Here is a 21,007-nt window from a genome sequence, read left to right as displayed (position 1 = left end):
GTCATTGTCGCCTCCCTTCGGGGCGGACCGCACCGCGCGCCAACCCGTCGGCGGTCAGTCGCACCAGTTCCGCCCCGAGCGCCGCCGCCTGTTGCATCGCGGACTCGAACGCGTCCAGCCGCCGAAACGCCTCCCCGTACGCCCCCTGCTCGTCCCGCGACACCCGCCGCACCTGCGCCCGCCGCACGTCGAACCGCAGCGTCCCCGACAGACTCGACGCCTGCCGTTCGTTCGTCGACGTCCGCAACTGCCCGGCCAGGAACCACGAGTCGAGAACCGCCGGATTGGGCCGCAGCAGGTACAGACCCGGCCCCAGCAGTGCTCCCTCGGCGGTCACCACGAGAGCGGTGAGCTGCCGGGCTACCACCGGCACGACCACGTCGCCGGAGACCAGGGGGAGCTCCTGCCCGAGCGAGCCGCCGCCGCGGGCCGAGGGCTCGCTGCGGGTGACCACGTCCGGCGCGGTGAGCACCGGCCGCCCGTCCCCGGCCGGCTCACCGCCGCCGCCGGGCACGCCCCGGATCGGGCCGAGGAGTTGCAGCGCGCCGGACCGGATCAGCTCGCCGACGGTGAGGCATTCCCCGTCAACCCCGTCGGGCACGGGCGTGACCTGCGGCATCAACGCCGGCAGGTCCGCGACGACGGCGGCCAGGCGCTCCCGCGTGCGTACCAGATGTTCTCCGCTCGCCTCGCCCACGACGGCGGGTTGGCGGCGGGCGGGGGTGAGGTCGACGTCCTCGTCCAGCAGCTCGATCACCGGCACCGCGCGGGCGTAGCCGGGCTCGTCGACGTCGGCGTCCGCGACGAACGCCCGCCAGGTGTCGAGGACGCGCGCCAGGTCGCCGGCGGCGGCGTCGACCAGCAGCGTCCGCGCCGGTGGCGGCCCGTCGGCTGGCGGGCGTCGCAGCACCCACAGATGCAGCGGTACGCCGTGCGGTGCCGCCGCCCCGGGCGGAAGTGCCACGACGGCGCGCAGTGCGCCGCGGCGCAGCAGCTCGGCGCGGATGCGCCGCCCGGCGCGGCGACCGGCGACGGTGGGCGGCATCAGCAGCACGGCGTGACCGCCGGGGCGCAGGTGCGCCAGGGCGTGTTGGACCCAGGCCAGCTCGGGTTCGGTACGCGGGGTGGTGCCGACGATCCACCGGGGATCGTGGCCGAGTTCCTCGTCGCCCCAGTTACTGGCGCCGAACGGCGGGTGACAGACCACCGCGTCGAAGGTGCGCCCCGGGTAGGCGTCGGCGCGCAGTGAGTCGCCGGTGCTCACCTCTCCCGGCACGTCGCGCAGGGCCAGCCAGAGTTCGGCGAGCCGGGCGAGGTCGCCGTCGAGTTCCTGCCCGTACGCGGAGGTGCAGCCGGCGCGGACGGCGGCGCGGAGCGTGGCGCCGGTGCCGGCGGCCGGGTCGAGCACGGCGCCGCCGGCGACGTCGGCGAGCCCGGCCATCAGGTCGGCAAGGTCGTCGGGGGTGGCGAACGCGCGGCCGGGGCCGGGGGCGGAGAAGCGTTGCCACAGCGCGTCGAAGGCGCCCTGCGGGCCGAGTTCGTCGGCGAGCGCGTCGACGTCGGGCAGCAGCGGTGTGAGCTGCGGGTCGGTGGACCGGGCGGGGCGTCGGCCGTGGTGCCGGGCGAGCAGTCGGGTGCCGACGGCGGCGAGACCAGCGGCCGGGGAGGTGCTGGTGGCGGCGAGGTGCCGCCAGAGCCGGTCGGCGGTGGCGAGGTCGGGGAGCTTGCCCTGAGCGTGTAGCCAGCGTTCAACCTGGGCGAGGTCGAACTCGGGGCTGGTCACGCTGCCGCCGACGGGCGCGGGGAAGTCCTCGTGCCGTTTGCGCCAGTTGCTGACGGCGGCCCGGCCGACACCGGCGAGCCGGGCGATCTCCGCTGCGGTGATGGTCGGCGTCTCCTGCACGTTCGAAGTGTGCCACAGACGTCAAGCGTCATGTCTGTTGACACGGTTCACGGACGATGCTGTCATTGAGCCCGTTGACACCCCTGCTCTCAACGGAGTTCGTCATGCACTTGGTGAACAACCCCAACGACACCTACCCGACCACGTTCTACCGGCTCGCCGTGCCACCCACCGTCGACGGCCTGTCGTCCGCGCTCCACGTCGACTACCTGCGGAGACACGGGTTCGAACCAACGCCGCATCGGGTCGGCGACGCGCCGGCGATCCTGGTGCACGGCAGCGCCCCGCGCAGCCGGGCCGAGTGGTGCGGCGTGCTGTCCGGACTGGTCGGTACGGACGTGACCATCGGCCACAGCAACGGCGGCGGTGCGCTGCTGCTCGCCGTGGACGACCGGGCGTACGCCCTGACCTTCGGCACGCTGGGCCGGTTCATGGTCGATCCGGAGCGGGTGGATCCCACGTTCGGGGTCTCCTTCGCCGTGCGGACCCTTAAGCCCGACGACATCCGCCAGGTACGGCGGCGGGTGCTCGGCGCCAGTGGCCGCGTGGACCGCAGCCTCGTGCCGGGCGGTCAGCCCATCTGGAGGTACGCCATCGACAAGTGGGGCGAGATCGTCGGCCAGCTGTCCGGCCGGGTCGACAATCCGAACCTGACCGCGTGCCGGCGCGTCGGCGGGGCGGTGCGGGTCGAGGGCGGTGACGCGCTGCGTATCCCGCTCGGCGTCTCCCCGGAACGGCTCCTCGCCGACCTGCGGGAGGTCGACCGGGTGTGCCGGCAGGAGTCGCCCCCGGCCGACCTGGAGTTCATCGAGCAGATCCGGCCGCTGCGACCCACCGACCCGCGACAGTCGGCCCTTGCCGACGAGTTGGACCGGCGGCTGGCGCTGGCGGAGCCGCCGGACCTCGGCGTCGCCGTGCCGGGCCGGCTCGTGGCCGACGTCGAGCACGTCGGGTCGTACCGGATCCGGGTGCCCCGCTCCGGACGGCGCCCCACCCTGACCACGGAGCTGGACCTGGCCGCGATCCTCGCCCACACCACCGGAGCGCTCGACGGTGACCGGTGGACCGGGCTGCACGACGGCACACTGACGCTCTACGCCGACACCGCCGGCACCGAGGAGCTGACGTCCACGCCGGTGTCCCGCTGGCTCACCGCGGAGGTGGCGGTCGGCACCGGTCACCTGCTGCTCCACGAAGGCCGGTGGTACGAGATCGGCGCTCGGCACCGCGAGTTCCTGCGCGACGAGATCGCCCGTCTCCTGGACCGGCCACCGAGCGTCACGCTGCCGGCCTGGACCACCGCGCTGCCCAACGAGGACGCCTACAACAAGGAGGCCGCGACGCGTCACCCCGGGCTGGTGCTGCTGGACAAGAAGCTCGTCCACACCCGTCAGCACCCCCGTGGAATCGAGGCGTGCGACCTGCTCGGCCCGAACGGCGAGCTGATCCACGTCAAGCGGGCGTCCGGCAGTTCCCCGCTCAGTCACCTCTTCGCGCAGGGTGTCACCTCGTACGACGCGCTGCGCTACGACGCCCGGGCGCGTACCCGGTTCCGTGACCTGGTGCGTGCCCAGCCCGGCGGCGTGGAGCTGCCCGAGGACTTCCGTCCCCGCACAGTGGTCTACGCCATCGCGCTGAGCGCCGGCCGCACGCTCACCGTGGACTCGCTCTTCACGTTCGCGCAGGTCGCGCTCTACCAGGCGGTGAAGACGCTGCGCGCCGAGGGCGTCGACGTCGAGGTCGTCGCCATCCCGTCCAGCTGACCGCGCGTCGCTGACCCACCCCGCGCCCGCCGCACCGCGCCGGGGTGGCCCCCTGCCCGTTGACGTCACTCCGGAGGCACCGTGCGATCCGACGAGTTCCGCCATGCCCTGAGCCTGCTCCCGGCCGCCCTGTACGACCGCGTTCCCGCGCTGCGTCGCCACCTGTTCCGCGCCGACTGTCCGGGCTGCCAGCGAATCGGCGACACGGTCACGCTCGCGCTCACCGCCGTCCACTACGGCCAGGTGGCCTCGGCAGGCCGACTCCTCGACAACGCCACCCGGCTGGCCGCCGAACACGACGCCGCCGGCCACCCGCCCGACCGGGAACGGGGACACGGCCGGGCCGAGCGCCGGGTGGCGGTCTCCGCGTCAGTCACCGCCAGGACCGACGCCGGCCGGGACGAACACCCCGCGCCGGCAACGGCCGATTCGTCCTACGCCTCCGAGGCGCGGATCGGCCCGACGCGTCCCCGAGCGCGGCCGGCCGGTCCGGTCCCGGTGTCGCTGCGGCGGCCCGGCTCCGGCCCGATTGTTTCGTCGCCGCGTTTGCTCCGGTCGCCCACCGGATAGTTGACTCGGAGACATGGCCCGCATCGCGTACGACGACACGGACGCGGCGGCCTTCGCGGCGACCCGGCACCTCGCCGACGACGGGCTCACCGCGTGGCGGGAGGCGGTCGCCCGGCACCTCGACCCGCGGCCCGGCATGCGCCTGCTCGACCTGGGTGCCGGCACCGGCAGTTGGGCACGCGCGTTCACCGCCTGGTTTCCGGGCCTGCACGTCGTCGCGGTCGAGCCGTCGCCGGCGATGCGCGCCCACGCCGCGTTCCGGCCGCTCCTGGGCGGCGACGCGGCGGGCATCCCGCTCTGCGACGGCAGCGTCGACGGCGCGTGGGTCTCCACCGTGATCCACCACGTGCCCGACCTCGCCGCCGCGGCGCGCGAGCTGCGCCGGGTCGTGCGCCCCGGCGGCCCGGTGCTCATCCGCTCGGCGTTCGCCGGCCGGCATCGGGCGATCACGCTGTTCCGCTACTTCCCGGAGGCCGTGCGCGTGCTCGACACGTACCCCGGCGTCGCCGAAGTCGGGTCGGCCTTCGCCGGCGCCGGTTTCCCCGCCGCGTCCGTCGAGCCGGTCCCGCAGGTCACCGCCAGGTCGCTGCGGGAGGCGGCGGGCACGCTGCGCCGGGAGGCGCACACGCCGCTTCAGTTGATCAGCGACGACGAGTACGCGGCCGGCGTCGCGCGCCTGCGCGAGGCCGCCCGGGCCGACACCGGGCCGGTGGTCGACGCGTTGGACCTGCTGGTCGTGCGCTGATCACCGCTGCGTGAGTCGTTTCCGCTCTCAGCTCGACAGGGGCCGTCCGGCACCGTCCGACGCCCTGCCAAGCGTGACGTGACGTGACGTGACGTGACCGAACGCTAGCCGACCTCGGGGTCGGCGAGGTGCAGCGACAGGACCTTCGCGGTGCCGACCGTCAGTTCGCGGTCGAGCACCCGGTCGCGGGGCACGAACACCATGGCCTGCCCCTCGCCGAGCACCACGTCCTCCTGCCGGGCTCGATGCTGCCGCCGGGGAGGCTCCACCGGTACGGCGAGACGGGTGCGTTGCCGTCGCGGTGCTGCATGAGGATCGCGCCGGTCGGGTCGACGAGCAGGACGAGGGCGACGTCGTAGCTGGTCATGCGCGGAGCATGGCACGACGCACCACTTTCGTCCAACCTAGGCAAAAGTTGTGCCGGAAACGCAGAAAGCTATGGACATATCGATATGCCTTTTGTAGCGTCGGCGCATCCCATGACCTGCCACCGTCCCGAGCAAGGAGAGGCAGTTGACTGGAAGACTCGCACCCGCGGTGGCCACCGTTACCGCCACCGCCCTCGTCGCCGCCCCCCACCGTCGCCGCCACGGCCGCACCGGGCACCGCCGCCCCGCCGCCCCGGGCGCCAACGAGGGCGACGCGCCCGGCTGGGGCACCGCCGAGGACTTCGCGCCGTTCCGGGGCGTGCTGCGCCTGTCCCGGTTCCGCCCGGCGGGTTCGTCGCCAGCTACACCGATGCCGGGAGCGACGGGCTGCCCGCGCTGACCGGCACCGACCAGGTCGTCCTGGTCCTCCGCGTAAGACCGGCGAAAAGGAGAACGACATGTGTTACGGATTCGACGGGGAGGGCGCGCTGCGGCAGTCCCTCGACCGACGCAACCTGCTGCGCGGCTCGCTGGCGGCACTGGCCGGCGTCGGGCTGGCCAGCGGGCTCGGCGCGACCGCGGCGCAGGCCGGCGGTGGGCACCAGCACGGCCGGCGGCACGTGCCGAAGGAGCTGATCAGTCTTCAGCTCTGGACGGTCCGCGACGCGCTCAACGGCGCACCCGGCTACGACGCGACGCTGGCCCACCTGGCCCGCATCGGCTACCCGCGGGTGGAGCTGGCGCTCGGCTACTTCGGCCGCACTGCGAAGGAGCTGCGCGGGTTCCTCGACGGCATCGGCATCCGGGCCACCTCCAGTCACGACGGGATCGCCGCCGACGCCGCCGCGTTGGAGCAGAAGATCGCCAACGCCCGTACGCTCGGCCAGCGGTTCATGGTGGTGCCGTACCTGAACTCCGACCGCGAGGACGACTGGAAGCGCTGGGCGGAGCAGATGAACGTCGAGGCCGCCGCCGCGCGCCGGGCCGGCCTGCGGTACGGCTACCACAACCACGCGCACGAGTTCACCATCGACTTCGGCAACGGCCGGCGCCCGTGGGACGTGCTGACCGAGGAGTTGGACCCGAGGCTGGTGCACCTGGAGATCGACCTGTACTGGGCGGTGACCGGTGGCATCAACTCGGGTGAGGGCGTCGACGACCCGGAGGGCTTCGCGCTCGACGTCATCCGCTGCGCGCCCCAGCGGGTGTTGCAGTACCACGTCAAGGACCGCGACCCGGTCACCGGCGACATGGCCGACCTGGGCACCGGGATGATCGACTTCGCCCGGATCTTCCGCCGGCACCAGGTGCTGGAGTACATCGTGGAGAACGACACCCCGGACGTGACGCCGCAACGGACCGCCGAGGTCGGGTACCGCTACCTGCGCCACCTGACCTACTGACACGACGGCGCCTACGGCTCGCCGCACCCTCGGGTGGCCGAGCCGTAGGCGCCGTCCTGGTCAGCGGCGCCAGTGCTGGCGCGGGGCGTAGCCCTCGCGGCGCAGCCAGTGTTCGGTGTAGACGATCCGCTGCGCCTCGACGACCACGAGCGTCTCCTGGGGCGGCTCGGCAAGCGACCGGCCCCGCTCGGCGTGCTCGTTCTGCCAGCGGAACGCCGACCAGTGGTGCGCGTGGTCCGGATGGTCCGGGGCGAGCACCCGGGCGGTGCCGAACACCTGCGCGCCGCGACTGCTGGCCAGCCCGACCAGCGGCGCGAAGACGCCGACGGACACGCGCGGGTCGGCGGCGATGTTGCGCATCTTGGGCGAGCGCGGCGCCGCGGTGAACATCAGTGTGAAGTCGAGCGGGTAGAAGCGCACCGGGGTGGCCAGCGGCCCGTCCGGGCCGGAGGTGGCCAGCACGCACATGTTCTGCGACGACAGCAGGTTGTGGATGCGCTCCTCGAGGCGTTCCCGGTCCAGCTTCCTCGTCGGCGTCGGCCCGGCCAGCCACGGATTCGTCAACGGCACGCGACATCCTCGATCATGGCGGAACACTACCGGCCCGGGCCCGGAGGCGGGCGCCGGCCGACAGCCCTCAGGTCAGCCGGGCGCGGACCGCGGACAGGCGGGCGGGTGTCACGCCGGAGCCGAGCAGGTAGTCGGTGACGCCGCCGTAGCGCGCGTGCAGGTGGTCCCAGGTATTGGTGATCATGGAGGGCGGCGCGTTCTCGGTGAGCGCGTAGTCGGCGGCGATCGCCTCCACCGCCACGCCGGCAACGTGCAACGCGAGCGCCACCAGCACGCCGGTGCGGTCCCGGCCGGCGTGGCAGTGCACCACCACAGCACCGGGTGGCGCGTCCGCGATCGCGGTGAACGCCGCGGCCAGGCGGTCCCGGCTGGCGTCCACCAGCAACCGGTAGCTGTCCGGCGGGATGTCCTCGTCGCCGGTCGGATCGAAGCAGGCCGGGACGAGTCGGTAGGACGTGTCGGCGGCCAGTGGGCTCGGGTCCACCGCCGCCTCCGAGGGCCAGCGCAGGTCGAGCACGCGGCTCACGCCGTACCCCCGGAGGGCGGCGAGTCCGGCGGCGCCGAGCCGGCGGTGGTTGTCGGTGCGGACCAGCGCCCGATCGCGGACGCGCCCGCCGCCGATGGTCGCGATGCCGCCCAGGTCCCGCGCGTTGCGCAGGTCGGGCCAGCTCAGCCGGGGCACGATCCGAGCGTACGCCGGTGTTCAGGCCCGGACCAGCACCTCCACGGCCGTCTCGCGGACCACCGACACGTCCACGCCGGGCCCTGGGCCGCTGGCCGCCCCGGTCACCCGCCCAGCTTCGCGGTGCTGGCGCGCAGGACCACCTCGCCGCTCAGGCGCAGGATCCGCCGGCGACGGGTGGTGTTCTCGGTGAGCGCCAGCTCCATCACCTTCTCGCCGATCTCGCGTAGCGGCAGCGCCACGGTGGTCAGCGGCGGGGTGAGGTCGCGGACGATCGGGATGTCGTCGAACCCGGCGACGGACACGTCACCGGGCACCGAGAGCCCGTGGTCGCGCAGCGCCGCGTACGCGCCGATGGCCATCACGTCGGTCACCGCGAACACGCAGGTGGCCTCCAGTCCGCCGGTGAGCAGGTCGGTCATCGCCTGGTAGCCGCCGTCGCGGGTGAACGGCCCCTCGATCACGTCTGCCGGGTGGAGGGTGACGCCGGCGGCGGCCAGCTCGTCCCGGAAGCCGCCGAGCCGGTCGATGACGGTGGTGAGCGTCCGGGGGCCGGAGAGCACCGCGAAGCGGCGGTGGCCCAACTCCAGCAGGGCGCGGGCCATGGCGGCGGCGCCGGCCCGGTTCTCCGGCAGCACGCTGTCGACCTTGAGGCTGCGGTGCCGGCTGACCACGGCGACCCGGCCACCGCCGTCGAGGTAGGGCTTCAGCTCGGCCTCCATGGCCCGCTCCCAGCGGGTGTCCTCGAAGCCGGAGCCGATGAGCAGGATGGCGGGGGCGCGTTCGGCGCGCAGCATCGACACGTACGCGATCTCGCGTTCCGGGTCGCGGAACGTGCTGGCCAGCATGACCAGCAGGTCGTTGGCGCCGGCGACCCGCATGACGCCGCCGGCGACGGCGGCGAAGTAGGGGTCGGTGACGTCGTGACAGATCACGCCGACGGTGCGGTGGGAGGCCCCGGCCAGCGCCCGGGCGTGCGCGTTCGGGGTGTACGCGAGTTGCGCGGCGGCGGCCAGGACGCGGTCCCGCAGGTGCGGGGTGACCCGCATGCCGTTGAGCGCGCGGGAGGCCGTGGCCAGCGAGACGTCGGCGGCCCGGGCCACGTCCTCCAGCGTCACGTGCGTCCGTGGCTGCATCGCTTTTCCCCCTGCGCAACGTCTTGACCGGCGTGAATCGCCCTGGTTACCGTAACATTCTGAAAGCGCTTACTGAAAGCGCATTCAATCGCGTGACCGACGACCCGCCGGAGGGACACACACGTGGAGCGCACGTCTATCGGGATCATCCTCAACGGCGTGACCGGGCGGATGGGCTACCGGCAACATCTGGTCCGGTCCCTGCTCGCGATCCGGGAGCAGGGTGGGCTGCCCGCCCGCGACGGCAGCCGGATCTGGCCGGAGTTGACCCTGGTTGGCCGCAACGAGGCCCGACTCGCCGAGATCGCCGTCCGGCACGGGCTCACCTCGTACACCACCGACCTGGCCGCGGCGCTCGCCGACGACCGCCACCAGATCTACTTCGACGCGCAGGTCACCGCCCAGCGGGAGAAGGCGATCCGGGCGGCGATCGAGGCCGGCCGGCACGTCTACACCGAGAAGCCGCTCGCCGAAGGGGTGCCCGGGGCGCTGGAGCTGGCCCGGCTCGCCACCGACCGGGGCGTCCGCCACGGCGTGGTGCAGGACAAGCTGTTCCTGCCCGGCCTGCGCAAGCTCAAGCGGCTGGTCGACGGCGGGTTCTTCGGCCGGATCCTGTCGGTGCGCGGCGAGTTCGGCTACTGGGTGTTCGAGGGTGACTGGCAGGACGCGCAGCGGCCGAGCTGGAACTACCGCGCCGAGGACGGCGGCGGCATCACCGTCGACATGTTCCCGCACTGGCACTACGTGCTGGAGCAGCTCTTCGGCCGGGTCACCGCCGTCACCGCGGTCACCGCCACGCACATCCCGGAGCGGGTCGACGAGAACGGCGTCACCTACCCGGCCACCGCCGACGACGCGGCGTACGGGATCTTCGAGCTGGCCGGCGGCGTCATCGCGCAGATCAACTCCTCGTGGGCGGTCCGGGTGTACCGGGACGAGCTGGTCGAGTTCCAGGTCGACGGCACGCACGGCAGCGCGGTGGCCGGGCTGCGGGACTGCCGCATCCAGCACCGCGGCGCCACCCCGATGCCGGTGTGGAACCCGGACCTGCCGGTCACCGAGCCGTTCCGCGCCCAGTGGCAGACCGTGCCGGACAACGCCGACCACGACAACGGCTTCAAGGTGCAGTGGGAGGCGTTCCTGCGGCACGTCGTGGACGACGAGCCGTTCCCGTGGGACTTCCTGGCCGGCGCGCGCGGCGTGCAGCTCGCCGAGGCCGGGCTGCGCTCCGCCCGGGAGGGGCGGCGGGTCGAGATCGAGGAGATCGACAGGTGACCGTCCGGATCACGCTGCCCACCCCGGGCGGCGGTACCGAGACGCGGACGCTGCGGGAGCCGGCCGGCTGGCAGCGGCCGGCCGCACCGCCGGCCAGCCGGATCGCGTACGCGGCGGCGCACGTGGTCGCCGACCCGTACGCCGACAACGCCCCCGACGCGCCCGCCCGGCTGGACTGGGACGCCACCCTCGCGGTCCGGCGTGACCTGTGGTCGTGGGGGCTCGGCGTGGCCGAGGCGATGGACACCGCGCAGCGCGGCATGGGGCTGGACTGGGCGGCCACCCGCGAGCTGATCCGGCGCAGCGCCGCCGAGGCCGCCGCCTGCGGCGGGCGCATCGTCGCCGGGGCGGCCACCGACCAGCTCACCGGCGTGCCCGACACGCTCGACGAGGTGATCACCGCGTACGCCGAGCAGGTCGCGTTCGTGCAGGAGTGCGGCGCGGTCGCGGTGGTGATGGCCAGCCGGCAGCTCGCCGCGCTCGCCACCGGCCCCGACGACTACCGGCGCGTCTACCAGCAGGTGCTGGGCGCCAGCGGCGCGCCGGTGGTGCTGCACTGGCTCGGTGACATGTTCGACCCGGCGCTCGCCGGCTACTGGGGCTCGACCGACCTGGACGACGCCACCACGACGTTCGTCGCGCTGGTGCGCGCGCACGCCGACGTGATCGACGGCGTGAAGGTGTCGCTGCTCGACGCCGGCCGGGAGGTGCGGCTGCGGGAGCTGCTGCCGCCCTCCGTAAAGGTCTACACCGGCGACGACTACCACTACCCCGAGCTGATCGCCGGCGACGGCGAGCGGTCCAGTCACGCGCTGCTCGGCGCGTTCGCGGCCGTCGCCCCGGCCGCGTCGGCCGCGCTGCAACGGCTCGACGCCGGCGACCCGGCCGGCTTCCGGGCGATCCTGGACCCGACCGTGCCGCTGTCCCGGCACGTGTTCGCGCCGCCGACGCGGTACTACAAGACCGGCATCGCGTTCCTCGCCTGGCTCAACGGCCGGCAGCCCGGCTTCACCATGGTCGGCGGCCTGCACGGCGGGCGCGGCGTACCGCACCTGGTGGAGACGTTCCGGCTGGCCGACGCCGCCGGGCTGCTGCTCGACCCGGAGCTGGCGGCACACCGGATGCGCGGGTACCTCGACGTGGCGGGGGTGACCGGGTGACCGCCGATCCGCGGCTGGCGAAGCTGTCGCTCAACCAGCGCACCACCGAACGCTGGTCGGTCCGGGAGGCGGTCGACGGCTGCGTCCGCGCCGGCATCCCGGCGATCGGGTTGTGGCGCGAGCCGGTCGCCGAGATCGGCGTACCGGTCGCGGCGTCGCTCGTCGCGGACGCCGGGCTGCGTGTGTCCTCGCTGTGCCGGGGCGGCTTCCTCACCGCCGCCGGCGGGACCGCGCGGGCCGAGGCGCTGGCCGACAACCGGCGCGCCATCGACGAGGCGGCCGGCCTCGGCACCGACTGTCTGGTGCTGGTCGTCGGCGGCCTGCCGCCCGGCTCCCGCGACCTGGCCGGCGCGCGGGCGCGGGTCGCCGACGCGCTCACCGAGCTGGCCCCGTACGCGAGCGAGCGCGGCGTGCGCCTGGCGCTGGAGCCGCTGCACCCGATGTACTGCGCCGACCGGGCGGTGCTGTCCACGCTCGGGCAGGCGCTCGACCTGGCCGAGGCGTTCCCGGTCGACCAGGTCGGCGTCGTGGTGGACACGTTCCACGTCTGGTGGGACCCGGACGTGTGGCGGCAGATCGCCCGCGCCGGGGCCCGGATCGCCAGCTTCCAGGTGTGCGACTTCCTCACCCCGCTCCCGGCCGACGTGCTGCTCGGGCGCGGGATGATGGGCGACGGGCACATCGACTTCCCGCCGCTGCGCCGCGCCGTGGCGGCGGCCGGCTACACCGGGGACACCGAGGTGGAGATCTTCAACGCCGAGGTGTGGGCGACCGACCCGGATCAGGTCGTCGCCACCATGGCCGAGCGCTACGTCGAGCTGGTGCTGGCCGACTGACGCGCGCCCGGGTCCGGCCTCCCGGACGAAACACGTGGTCGTCCGGCGGACCGGTAGGTCAAGATCGGATCATGACCCTGCCGCCCCCCTCGATCACCACGCCGATCACCGCCGACCTGCTGCGCGGCGCGCTGGACCTGGAACGCACCGCGCACGGCGTGCTGCCGCACCGGCTGCCGGCCCGCGCCCGGGCCCAGAACACCGACCCGCAGGTGACGATGGCGGAGACGATGCCGTCCGGCGTACGCCTGGTGTTCCGCACCCGCGCCACCGTCGTCGAGCTGGACGTGCTGCCCACCAAGATGGTCTACCGGGGCGCCCCGCCGCGCCCGGACGGCCGCTACGACCTGCTCGTCGACGGGCGGCTGGCCGGGCAGGCCACCGCCGACGGCGGCAAGGTGCTCACCATCGACCTGACCACCGGCGCCGTGACCACCGATCCCGGACCGGTCGCCGCGGTCCGCTTCGCCGACCTGCCCGTCGGCGACAAGGAGGTGGAGATCTGGCTGCCGCAGCGGGAGATCACCGAGCTGGTGGCGCTGCGCACCGACGCGCCGGTCGAGCCGGTCGGCGACCGGGGGCGGCGGGTGTGGCTGCACCACGGCAGCTCGATCAGCCACGGCTCGGACGCCGAGAGCCCCACCGCCACCTGGCCGGCGATCGCCGCCGGGCTCGCCGGCGTGGAGCTGGTCAACCTCGGGTTCAGCGGCAGCGCGCTGCTCGACCCGTTCACCGCGCGGGCGATGCGGGACACCCCGGCGGACCTGATCAGCGTGAAGATCGGGATCAACCTGGTGAACAGCGACGCGATGCGGTTGCGCGCGTTCACCCCGGCGGTGCACGGCTTCCTCGACACGCTGCGCGACGGGCACCCGGACACCCCGCTGCTTGTCGTCTCGTCGATCCTGTGCCCGATCCAGGAGGACACGCCCGGCCCGGGCGCGGCCGACCTCAGCACCGGCACGCTGCGGTTCGTCGCCACCGGCGACCCGGCCGAGCAGGCCGCCGGGAAGCTCACGTTGCGGGTGATCCGCGCCGAGCTGGCCCGGATCGTGGCCGGCCGGGCCGCCGACGACCCGAACCTGCACTACCTGGACGGGCTGGAGCTCTACGGCGAGGCGGACTACGCCGAGCTGCCGCTGCCCGACGAGCTGCACCCCGACCCGGTCGCGGACCGCCGCATCGGCGAGCGGTTCGCCGCGCTGGCGTTCGGCGCGGGCGGCCCGTTCGCCGCCGCGGGCTCCTGACACGCCGACCGGTCGGGACGCTCGCGGCGTCCCGACCGGCCCGGGTGACGGCGGTGCGGTCGGGTCAGATCCGTCGCCGGCCGTAGGTGCCGGCGACGATCGCCACGCCGATCGCGGCGAAGACGACCTGGATGAGCAGCTCGATCCAGTCGACGCCGTTGGTGTCGGACACGTCCAGCGCGCCCGCTACGGCGGTACCGAGGAGCGCGGCGACCACGCCGATGACCAGGGTGAGCCAGATCGGGATGTTCTGCTTGCCCGGTACGACCAGGCGGCCCAGCGCGCCGATGATCAGACCGATGATGATGCCGGAGATGATGCCGCCGACGTGCATGATGGCCGCCCTTCCTCAGGGGTGTGAGTCGACCGGTCAATTGCCCCGGGCAACGAAAAATGAAACCGGGTGGCGGGCTGACCTGAGCGCCGCCGGTGAGGTGGGATGGGACGGACCGGACGGCGCGGCACACCGAGGAGGACGCGATGGCACACGGCCCGGTGCTGGTGATCGGACTCGACCCGGCTCGGATCCCGGGCTGGGACCCGGCGCCGGTGGTCGCCGCGATCGCGCGCGGTCACGCCCGCTTCGCCGAGCACGGGATCGAGGCCGACCTGTGCCTGGTCGCGCCGGACCCGGACGCCGAACGAGAGGTCGCGGCGGCGCTGACCCGCCGGGCGTACGCCTGCGTGGTGGTCGGGGGCGGCCTCCGCAAGCACGAGCCGCTGCTGGAGCTCTTCGAGCAGGTCGTCAACCTGGTGCACCGGCACGCCCCGGGCGCGGCGATCGCGTTCAACAGCACCCCGGAGGACACCGTGGACGCGGCGCTGCGCCGGCTCGGTTAGGGCGTGTCGCGCAGCGGCCACACCTCGACGACGCCGTGGGCCACCGCGCACGGGGTGCCCGACACCAGCTCGATCGCCTCCGCCATCGACGCCGCCTCGATCACCGCGAAGCCGCCGATCGGCAGCGCCGAGGTCAGGAACGCCCCGTCGCGCACCTCGGCGCCCGCGCCGTCGGGGTTGCGCACCTGCACCGGCGGGCCGGCCACACCCATCCGGACCCCGGCCGCCCGCAGCCGCTCGTCGTGCGCGTGGGCGGCGTCGCGTACCGCGGGGTCGGTGCGGTCGTAGCCGTCCTGGTCGCCGTACCCGATGGTGATGAACGTCGGCATGCTGCGGGCCCTCCGTCGCGGTTGCGGTCCTCGACCTGCCTACCACGCCCGCGCCGCACCACGGCGCGCCGCGCCCTGTCCGGGGACGTCGAAACCGATTTAGCACCATCGATTGACATCGTTATCGAACGCTCAGTAGCGTGGGCCGGCGGGAGCGGAGGGCACGCTCCCCGTGCGGCACGACACCGGTGTCCGGGTCCCGGTCGGTCGCTCCGCGCCCGCACTCCCATCCCGTCACCGCGCGTGCCACGGCGACCGCGGTGACGCAGGCACCTACCGATCCCCGCGGAGGACCCGATGATCCGAAGATTTCGACTGTGGAGCGCGGCAGCCGCCGCGATGGTGGCCCTGGCCGCCGCGGCGACGATGGCCGGCGGCCCGGCGAGCGCCGAGTCCAACGGGGGCGTCCGGGTGATGCCGCTCGGCGACTCCATCACGGACGGGTTCAACGTGCCCGGCGGCTACCGGACGGAGCTGTGGCGGCGGCTGGCGGCGGACAACTACCGGATCGACTTCGTCGGCTCGCAGTTCAACGGCCCGAGCAGCCTGGGTGACCACGACCACGAGGGGCACTCCGGGTGGACCATCGCCCAGATCGACGCCAACGTGGTGAACTGGCTGCGGGCGACGAACCCCCGCACCGTGCTGCTGCACATCGGCACCAACGACATGTACGGCGACACCAGCGGCGCCCCCGGCCGGCTGGCCACGCTCGTCGACCGCATCACGTCGACGTCGCCCACGACCGAACTCTTCGTCGCCACGATCGTTCCCAAGTCCGGCGCGGACACGCAGGTCCGCGCGTACAACGCGGCGATCCCCGGCATCGTGAAGAGCCGGGCCGACGCGGGCCGGCGCGTGCACCTGGTGGACATGTACGCCGCGCTGACCCTCGGCGACCTGGCCGACGGCGTGCACCCCAACGCCGGCGGCTACGCCAAGATGGCCGCCGCCTGGTACAACGCGCTGCGATCGGTCCCGGGCAGCATCAGCGACAGCACGCCCCCGACCACTGCGCCGCCCACCACACCGCCGCCCACCACTCCCCCGCCGACCACCCCGCCGCCGGCCGGCGGGTGCCGGGTGGCGTACGCGGTCAACGCCTGGGGCAACGGTCTCACCGCCAGCGTCACGATCACCAACACCGGCGGCGCGGCCGTCAACGGGTGGGCGCTGGCGTTCACGCTGCCGGGCGGGCAGACCATCACCGGCGGCTGGAACGCCTCGTACGCGCCGACGAGCGGGGCGGTGACCGCGCGCAACGTCTCCTACAACGGCACGATCGCCCCGAGCGCCTCCGTCGACATCGGCTTCCAGGCCAGCCACTCCGGCAACACCGGCAAGCCGGCGTCCTTCACCCTGAACGGCGCCCCCTGTTCGGTCGGCTGATCGGCCGCCGACGGACCGTACCCGCCGTCCCGACGCGCCCGGCCGCACCGGCCGGGCACGCCGGGAGCGGCGGGCGGTCAGGTCCGCACCGGCGCGTCGGCACGCCGGAGCACCCCCTCCAGCCAGCTTCGCTGCCGCCGCGCGTGGACCGCCTCCCCGCCCTCGTGGCCGTTGTACGGGTAGGTGTGCATCTCCCGCAGTGGCGGCACCGGCCGGCCGGCGGCGGCGCCGTACTGGTTGTACGCGGCGAAGCCGGTGCTCGGCGGGCAGACGTCGTCGCGCAGGCCGATGCCGAAGTGCGCCGGGGCGGTGGCCCGGCGGGCGAAGGCGACGCCGTCGACGTGGGCGAGCGTGTGCCGGACCGCCGCCTCGACCTCGCGGTCCACGGCCAGGTACCGGGCGATCTCGCCGTACGGGGAGGCGTCGGTGAGCTGGACGGCCCGCAGGATGTGACACGCGAACGGCGCGGTGACCAGCACCGCGGCGAGGTCGTCGACCAGGCCGGCGACCGCCAGGGCGAGACCGCCGCCCTGGCTGTTCCCGGCCGCGACGACGCGCGTCGCGTCGACGCCCGGCAGCGCGCGGACGGCGTCGACCGCGCGGACCGCGTCGGTGATCAGGCGACGGTAGTAGTAGTCGTCCGGGTTCAGGATGCCCCGGGTGGCGACGGTCGGACCGCCCGGGCCGCCGTGCGGGTCGGGGGTGTCGCCGCGGGCGTACCAGCCGCCCTGGCCCCGGTTGTCCATCAGCAGGTGGGCGTACCCGGCCACCGGCCAGGTCAGCCGCTCCCCCGGCAGACCCCGCCCGCGGCCGTAGCCGGCGTACTCCACCACGGCGGGCAGCGGCCCGTCGACGCCCGCGGGGCGGGTGTACCAGGCCCGCACCGGTTCGCCGTCGAAGCCGGCGTACGTCACGTCCCAGGTGTCCACCAGGCGCAGGCCGGTGGGTTCGGGCCGGACGTCGCACAGGACCGGGGTCGCGGCGGCCCGGTCGAGCGTGGCGCGCCAGAACCTGTCGAAGTCGGCGGGCTCGGGGACCTCCGGCCGGTACCGCCGGAGCTGGTCGAGTGGCAGGTCGGAGAAGGGCACGGATCCTCCACGGATGACGGGCACATCGATCGCCTTGACATGGATCAAGCGATGGCCATAAATTTCCGGAAAGCTTACGGGCCATTACCGGAATTTTCGGCCACGGTGGGAGGGCGCGAATGACATCCGTACGCTCGGATGCGCGGTTCGCCCCGACGGGGCCCGCGCCCGCGCCGCGGCCGGACCGCCGGCGCCGCGTCGGCCGCCGCCGGCCCTGGCGGCGGGCGCTGCGGCGGGACTGGCAGCTCTACTCGCTGGCCGTCCTGCCGCTGCTGTTCTTCCTGGTCTTCCGCTACCTGCCGATGCTGGGCAACGTGATCGCGTTCCGGCGCTTCCGCCCCGGCGGCAGCGTGTTCGGCGAGTACTGGACCGGCCTGCGCTACTTCCGGCTGTTCTTCACCGACCCCACGTTCTGGGACGTCTTCACCAACACGCTGGTGCTGGGCGCGCTGACGCTGCTGTTCTGCTTCCCGCTGCCGATCGTGCTCGCGCTGCTGCTCAACGAGGTGCGCAGTCGGTTCCTCAGGCGGTTCGTGCAGTCGGTGTCCTACCTGCCCCACTTCCTGTCGATCGTGATCGTGGCCGCGATGGTCATGCAGTTGCTGTCCGTGGACGGCACCGTGAACCAGGTGGTCGGCGCGTTCGGTGGGCAACCGGTCACGTTCATCCAGGAGCCCGGCTGGTTCCGGTCGATCTACGTCTCCTCCGAGGTCTGGCAGACCGTCGGCTGGGGCACCATCCTCTACCTCGCGGCGCTCACCACGATCGACGGCGACCTCTACGAGGCGGCCCGGATCGACGGCGCCAACCGGTGGCGACAGACCTGGCACGTCACGCTGCCCGGGATCCGACCGACCATGATGACGTTGCTGATCCTGAACATCGGCACGTTCATGGCGGTCGGCTTCGAGAAGATCCTGCTGCTCTACAACCCGCTCACCTACCCGACCGCGGACGTCATCTCCACCTATCTGTACCGGGTGGGCATCGTCTCCGGGAACCTCAGCTACGCCGCCGCGATCGGCCTGTTCGAGGCCGTGATCGGCTTGACGCTGGTGCTGTCCGCGAACGGGATCTCCCGGCGCGCGGTGGGGACGAGCCTGTGGTGACCGCCGACGCCCGGGCCCGGGGACGGGCGAACCGGCCGCGCGGCCCCCGGCCCAGCCGGGGCTACCGCGTCTTCCAGGCGGTCAACGCCGTCGTCCTCACCGCCGTGGTGGTGGTGACGGTGTACCCGTTCCTCACCATCGTGGCGCGCTCGCTCAGCGACAACGCCGCCATCGTCAGCGGGCAGGTCAACCTCGTCCCGCGCGGGTTCAACCTCACCGCGTACCGGGTGGTGACGTCCGACCCGGCGTTCTGGATCAGCTACCGCAACACCGTCGTCTACACGGTGGTCGCCACGCTCATCTCCGTCGTGCTGACCACCTGCTACGCGTACGTGTTGTCGAAGAAGCACCTGCGGGGCCGGACCGCGCTGGTCGGGATCGCCGTGTTCACCATGTTCTTCACCGGCGGCCTGATCCCCAACTACGTGCTGGTCACCAGCCTGGGCCTGAAGAACACCGTGTGGGCCGTCGCGCTGCCCAACGCCATCAACGTGTTCAACCTGCTGGTGATGAAGGCGTTCTTCGAGAGCCTGCCGGTCGAGCTGGAGGAGGCCGCCGCGGTCGACGGGCTGGGCACGTACGGGACGTTGCTGCGGATCGTCCTGCCGCTGTCGAAGGCGATGGTGGCCACGATGGTGCTGTTCTACGCGGTGTCGTTCTGGAACTCGTGGTTCGCCGCGTTCCTCTACATGGACCGGCAGGACCTGCTCCCGGTGACGGTCTACCTGCGCAACCTCATCGTGGGCGCGAGCGACGCCACGCAGACCGGCGGCGGGCTCGGCAGCGGCGACGACATCGTGCAGGCCGCCGCGACCATCCAGTCCGTGACCATCGTGCTGACGGTCCTGCCGATCCTCGCGGTCTACCCCTTCATCCAGCGCTACTTCGTCTCCGGAATCATGCTCGGCGCCGTCAAGGGATAGCGGCGCCGCCAACCGAAGGGAACACCCATGGTCCAGCTGTCCCGCCGCCAGGTGCTGCTCGGCACCGGCGCGGCCGCCGTCGTCTCGCTCACCGGATGCGGTGACGACGGCCCCGACAAGAAGGACCTCGACCGCAACCGGACCGGCGCGATGGAGAAGTACGGCGTCGGCGACCAGTTCCGGGCCACCGAGCCGGTCACGTTCTCGATCCTCTACAACAACCACCCGAACTACCCGCTCAAGCCGGAGTGGCTGTTCTGGTCGGAGCTGGCGAAGCGGACCAACGTCAAGCTCGACCCGGTCGCCGTGCCGCTCAGCGACTACGAGCAGAAGCGCAGCGTGCTCGTCTCCTCCGGGGACGCGCCGTTGATCATCCCGAAGACCTACCACCCGCAGGAGAACTCGTACGTCTCCTCCGGCGCCATCCTGCCGGTCAGCGACTACCTCGACCTGATGCCGCACTTCGCGGAGAAGCTGGAGAAGTGGAACCTCAAGCCGGAGATGGACACGCTCCGGCAGGAGGACGGCAAGTTCTACCTGCTGCCCGGCCTGCACGAGAAGCCCTGGCAGGAGTACACGCTCGCGGTTCGCACCGACATCCTGGAGCAACTGGGCATCCCGTCGCCGACCACCTGGGACGAGGTCTACACCATGCTCAAGGCGATGAAGGCGGCCCACCCGGACGTCCATCCGTTCTCCGACCGGTTCGGCAAGCCCAACCCGGCCGGCAACCTGCTGAACATGCTCGCCCTGTCGCACGGGCTGCCGGGCGCCGGCTGGAACTACCAGGCCACCGCCTGGGACGCCGGCGCCGGGAAGTACGTCTTCACCGGCGCGTCGGAGCAGTACCGGCAGGTGGTGACGTTCCTGCACAAGCTGGTCGCCGAGGGGCTGCTCGACCCGGAGACGTTCACCCAGACCGACGACCAGGCCCGCCAGAAGCTCGCCAGCGGCAAGTCGTTCGTGATCAGCACGAACGCGCAGACGCTCGTGAACGACTACCGCCCGGACATCGCGAAGATCAACCCGAACGCCCGGCTGAAGAAGATCATGTTCCCGATCGGCCCGGCCGGCCCGGTCAACCCGGCGAGCCGGCTGGAGAACGGCGTGATGATCTCCAGCAAGGCGCGCGACGGCAAGAACTTCGTGGCCATGATGCAGTTCATCGACTGGCTCTGGTATTCCGACGCCGGCGAGGAGTTCGCCAAGTGGGGCGTCGAGGGCACCACGTTCACCCGGGACGCCGCCGGCCGGCGCGCCCCCACCCCCGACGTCGACATCGTCGGGCTCAACCCCAAGGGCACCAAGCACCTCCAGAAGGACTTCGGCTTCGCCAACGGCGTCTTCGCGTACGGCGGCAAGCTGGACCTGGTGCAGTCGTTCTTCTCCCCCGAGGAGATGGAGTTCCAGCGGGAGATGAACGGCCGCAAGCCGGCGCCCTGGGTGACGCCGCCGCCCGCGCCGCTGACCGACGAGGAGCGCGAGCAGACCACGCTCTGGGCGACGGCGCTGAAGGACTACGTCACCCAGAACACGCTCCGGTTCGCGCTGGGCCAGCGCCCACTGAGCGAGTGGGACGCCTACGTCACCGAGCTGAAGGGCAAGAACGCGCAGGCGTACACCGATCTGGTCAACAAGGCGTACGAGCGGTACCGCAAGAACCACGGGTGA

22 protein-coding genes are annotated in these 21,007 nt (G+C 72.9%); 14 read left to right on the top strand and 8 right to left on the bottom strand.

Annotated features, from left to right (window positions below):
* Nucleotide 1: 1 nt before the first annotated feature.
* On the bottom strand, nt 2-1,903 hold the full coding sequence (locus ACZ6O5_RS13145; RefSeq protein WP_465976904.1) for an N-6 DNA methylase: 1,902 nt from the start codon (nt 1,901-1,903) through the stop codon (nt 2-4).
* 104 nt (nt 1,904-2,007) lie between these two features.
* Between ACZ6O5_RS13145 and ACZ6O5_RS13140 the strand changes: the two genes are divergently transcribed.
* The 3 genes from ACZ6O5_RS13140 (at nt 2,008) to ACZ6O5_RS13130 (ending at nt 4,981) form a co-directional block, all read left to right on the top strand.
* Entirely contained in the window at nt 2,008-3,666 is a 1,659-nt protein-coding gene (locus tag ACZ6O5_RS13140) for a DUF6119 family protein (RefSeq protein WP_465976902.1), read from the top strand.
* Between the two features lie 81 nt (nt 3,667-3,747).
* Nucleotides 3,748-4,236 (top strand): hypothetical protein, encoded by a 489-nt coding sequence (locus ACZ6O5_RS13135; protein ID WP_465976900.1) that lies wholly within the window; start codon nt 3,748-3,750, stop codon nt 4,234-4,236.
* 13 nt (nt 4,237-4,249) lie between these two features.
* On the top strand, nt 4,250-4,981 hold the full coding sequence (locus tag ACZ6O5_RS13130) for a class I SAM-dependent methyltransferase (RefSeq protein ID WP_465976898.1): 732 nt from the start codon (nt 4,250-4,252) through the stop codon (nt 4,979-4,981).
* Nucleotides 4,982-5,085: 104 nt separating this feature from the next.
* Here ACZ6O5_RS13130 and ACZ6O5_RS13125 read toward each other — a convergent pair whose 3' ends face one another.
* Nucleotides 5,086-5,250 carry a hypothetical protein gene (locus ACZ6O5_RS13125; protein ID WP_465976896.1) on the bottom strand — a complete coding sequence of 55 codons (165 nt, stop codon included), beginning with the start codon at nt 5,248-5,250 and terminating at the stop codon, nt 5,086-5,088.
* Between the two features lie 244 nt (nt 5,251-5,494).
* Between ACZ6O5_RS13125 and ACZ6O5_RS13120 the strand changes: the two genes are divergently transcribed.
* Nucleotides 5,495-5,749, top strand: coding sequence for a hypothetical protein (locus tag ACZ6O5_RS13120; protein WP_465976894.1), 255 nt, complete (start codon nt 5,495-5,497; stop codon nt 5,747-5,749).
* Between the two features lie 58 nt (nt 5,750-5,807).
* Nucleotides 5,808-6,752 carry a sugar phosphate isomerase/epimerase family protein gene (locus ACZ6O5_RS13115; protein ID WP_465976892.1) on the top strand — a complete coding sequence of 315 codons (945 nt, stop codon included), beginning with the start codon at nt 5,808-5,810 and terminating at the stop codon, nt 6,750-6,752.
* A 60-nt stretch (nt 6,753-6,812) separates the two neighbouring features.
* On the opposite strand, the gene ACZ6O5_RS13110 is transcribed toward ACZ6O5_RS13115, so the two are convergent.
* The 3 genes from ACZ6O5_RS13110 to ACZ6O5_RS13100 all read right to left on the bottom strand — a co-directional run bounded on the left by ACZ6O5_RS13110 (nt 6,813) and on the right by ACZ6O5_RS13100 (nt 9,140).
* On the bottom strand, nt 6,813-7,322 hold the full coding sequence (locus ACZ6O5_RS13110; RefSeq protein ID WP_465976890.1) for a pyridoxamine 5'-phosphate oxidase family protein: 510 nt from the start codon (nt 7,320-7,322) through the stop codon (nt 6,813-6,815).
* Between the two features lie 67 nt (nt 7,323-7,389).
* Nucleotides 7,390-8,004: a tyrosine-protein phosphatase gene (locus tag ACZ6O5_RS13105; RefSeq protein WP_465976888.1), complete on the bottom strand. Its 615-nt coding sequence runs from the start codon at nt 8,002-8,004 to the stop codon at nt 7,390-7,392.
* A 104-nt stretch (nt 8,005-8,108) separates the two neighbouring features.
* Complete coding sequence (locus ACZ6O5_RS13100; protein ID WP_465976886.1) at nt 8,109-9,140, bottom strand: LacI family DNA-binding transcriptional regulator; 1,032 nt, start codon at nt 9,138-9,140, stop codon at nt 8,109-8,111.
* Nucleotides 9,141-9,263: 123 nt separating this feature from the next.
* Here ACZ6O5_RS13100 and ACZ6O5_RS13095 point away from each other — a divergent pair, with 123 nt between their 5' ends.
* The 4 genes from ACZ6O5_RS13095 to ACZ6O5_RS13080 all read left to right on the top strand — a co-directional run bounded on the left by ACZ6O5_RS13095 (nt 9,264) and on the right by ACZ6O5_RS13080 (nt 13,658).
* Nucleotides 9,264-10,415 (top strand): Gfo/Idh/MocA family protein, encoded by a 1,152-nt coding sequence (locus ACZ6O5_RS13095; protein WP_465976884.1) that lies wholly within the window; start codon nt 9,264-9,266, stop codon nt 10,413-10,415.
* On the top strand, nt 10,412-11,575 hold the full coding sequence (locus ACZ6O5_RS13090; protein ID WP_465976882.1) for a dihydrodipicolinate synthase family protein: 1,164 nt from the start codon (nt 10,412-10,414) through the stop codon (nt 11,573-11,575). Before ACZ6O5_RS13095 ends, ACZ6O5_RS13090 begins: the two co-directional genes overlap by 4 nt.
* On the top strand, nt 11,572-12,411 hold the full coding sequence (locus ACZ6O5_RS13085) for a sugar phosphate isomerase/epimerase family protein (protein ID WP_465976880.1): 840 nt from the start codon (nt 11,572-11,574) through the stop codon (nt 12,409-12,411). Before ACZ6O5_RS13090 ends, ACZ6O5_RS13085 begins: the two co-directional genes overlap by 4 nt.
* A 71-nt stretch (nt 12,412-12,482) precedes the next feature.
* Entirely contained in the window at nt 12,483-13,658 is a 1,176-nt protein-coding gene (locus ACZ6O5_RS13080) for an SGNH/GDSL hydrolase family protein (protein ID WP_465976878.1), read from the top strand.
* A gap of 64 nt (nt 13,659-13,722) precedes the next feature.
* Here the strand turns inward: ACZ6O5_RS13080 and ACZ6O5_RS13075 are convergent, their stop codons facing one another.
* Nucleotides 13,723-13,992 carry a GlsB/YeaQ/YmgE family stress response membrane protein gene (locus ACZ6O5_RS13075; protein WP_343447369.1) on the bottom strand — a complete coding sequence of 90 codons (270 nt, stop codon included), beginning with the start codon at nt 13,990-13,992 and terminating at the stop codon, nt 13,723-13,725.
* Nucleotides 13,993-14,138: 146 nt separating this feature from the next.
* On the opposite strand from ACZ6O5_RS13075, the gene ACZ6O5_RS13070 reads away from it, so the two are divergent.
* Entirely contained in the window at nt 14,139-14,498 is a 360-nt protein-coding gene (locus ACZ6O5_RS13070) for a hypothetical protein (protein ID WP_465976876.1), read from the top strand.
* Here ACZ6O5_RS13070 and ACZ6O5_RS13065 read toward each other — a convergent pair.
* Nucleotides 14,495-14,827: a YciI family protein gene (locus ACZ6O5_RS13065; protein ID WP_465976874.1), complete on the bottom strand. Its 333-nt coding sequence runs from the start codon at nt 14,825-14,827 to the stop codon at nt 14,495-14,497. The genes ACZ6O5_RS13070 and ACZ6O5_RS13065 overlap by 4 nt on opposite strands.
* A 297-nt stretch (nt 14,828-15,124) precedes the next feature.
* Here ACZ6O5_RS13065 and ACZ6O5_RS13060 point away from each other — a divergent pair, with 297 nt between their 5' ends.
* Complete coding sequence (locus tag ACZ6O5_RS13060; RefSeq protein ID WP_465976872.1) at nt 15,125-16,216, top strand: cellulose binding domain-containing protein; 1,092 nt, start codon at nt 15,125-15,127, stop codon at nt 16,214-16,216.
* 77 nt (nt 16,217-16,293) lie between these two features.
* On the opposite strand, the gene ACZ6O5_RS13055 is transcribed toward ACZ6O5_RS13060, so the two are convergent.
* Nucleotides 16,294-17,304 carry an acetylxylan esterase gene (locus ACZ6O5_RS13055; RefSeq protein WP_465976870.1) on the bottom strand — a complete coding sequence of 337 codons (1,011 nt, stop codon included), beginning with the start codon at nt 17,302-17,304 and terminating at the stop codon, nt 16,294-16,296.
* A gap of 119 nt (nt 17,305-17,423) precedes the next feature.
* Here ACZ6O5_RS13055 and ACZ6O5_RS13050 point away from each other — a divergent pair, with 119 nt between their 5' ends.
* Genes ACZ6O5_RS13050 through ACZ6O5_RS13040 form a run of 3 tightly spaced genes read left to right on the top strand, consistent with a single transcriptional unit; the run spans nt 17,424 to nt 21,007 of the window.
* Nucleotides 17,424-18,413, top strand: a complete 990-nt coding sequence (locus ACZ6O5_RS13050; RefSeq protein ID WP_465976868.1) for an ABC transporter permease — start codon at nt 17,424-17,426, stop codon at nt 18,411-18,413.
* Nucleotides 18,410-19,336 (top strand): carbohydrate ABC transporter permease, encoded by a 927-nt coding sequence (locus tag ACZ6O5_RS13045; protein ID WP_465976867.1) that lies wholly within the window; start codon nt 18,410-18,412, stop codon nt 19,334-19,336. The genes ACZ6O5_RS13050 and ACZ6O5_RS13045 overlap by 4 nt, the downstream gene beginning before the upstream one ends.
* A gap of 27 nt (nt 19,337-19,363) precedes the next feature.
* A complete protein-coding gene (locus tag ACZ6O5_RS13040) occupies nt 19,364-21,007 on the top strand; it encodes an ABC transporter substrate-binding protein (RefSeq protein ID WP_465976865.1) in 1,644 nt (547 codons plus the stop codon).

It is taken from the genome of Micromonospora sp. NPDC049201 (assembly GCF_055586805.1).
This window is presented reverse-complemented; position numbering and strand designations above follow the sequence as displayed.

What these genes read in the sequence shown, in the direction of transcription:
- ACZ6O5_RS13070 (WP_465976876.1), top strand. Translation starts at nt 14,139, where the DNA reads ATGGCACACGGCCCGGTGCTGGTGATCGGACTCGACCCGGCTCGGATC.
- ACZ6O5_RS13060 (WP_465976872.1), top strand. Translation starts at nt 15,125, where the DNA reads ATGATCCGAAGATTTCGACTGTGGAGCGCGGCAGCCGCCGCGATGGTG.
- ACZ6O5_RS13080 (WP_465976878.1), top strand. Translation starts at nt 12,483, where the DNA reads ATGACCCTGCCGCCCCCCTCGATCACCACGCCGATCACCGCCGACCTG.
- ACZ6O5_RS13040 (WP_465976865.1), top strand. Translation starts at nt 19,364, where the DNA reads ATGGTCCAGCTGTCCCGCCGCCAGGTGCTGCTCGGCACCGGCGCGGCC.
- ACZ6O5_RS13065 (WP_465976874.1), bottom strand. Translation starts at nt 14,827, where the DNA reads ATGCCGACGTTCATCACCATCGGGTACGGCGACCAGGACGGCTACGAC.
- ACZ6O5_RS13115 (WP_465976892.1), top strand. Translation starts at nt 5,808, where the DNA reads ATGTGTTACGGATTCGACGGGGAGGGCGCGCTGCGGCAGTCCCTCGAC.
- ACZ6O5_RS13075 (WP_343447369.1), bottom strand. Translation starts at nt 13,992, where the DNA reads ATGCACGTCGGCGGCATCATCTCCGGCATCATCATCGGTCTGATCATC.
- ACZ6O5_RS13130 (WP_465976898.1), top strand. Translation starts at nt 4,250, where the DNA reads ATGGCCCGCATCGCGTACGACGACACGGACGCGGCGGCCTTCGCGGCG.
- ACZ6O5_RS13050 (WP_465976868.1), top strand. Translation starts at nt 17,424, where the DNA reads ATGACATCCGTACGCTCGGATGCGCGGTTCGCCCCGACGGGGCCCGCG.
- ACZ6O5_RS13140 (WP_465976902.1), top strand. Translation starts at nt 2,008, where the DNA reads ATGCACTTGGTGAACAACCCCAACGACACCTACCCGACCACGTTCTAC.
- ACZ6O5_RS13100 (WP_465976886.1), bottom strand. Translation starts at nt 9,140, where the DNA reads ATGCAGCCACGGACGCACGTGACGCTGGAGGACGTGGCCCGGGCCGCC.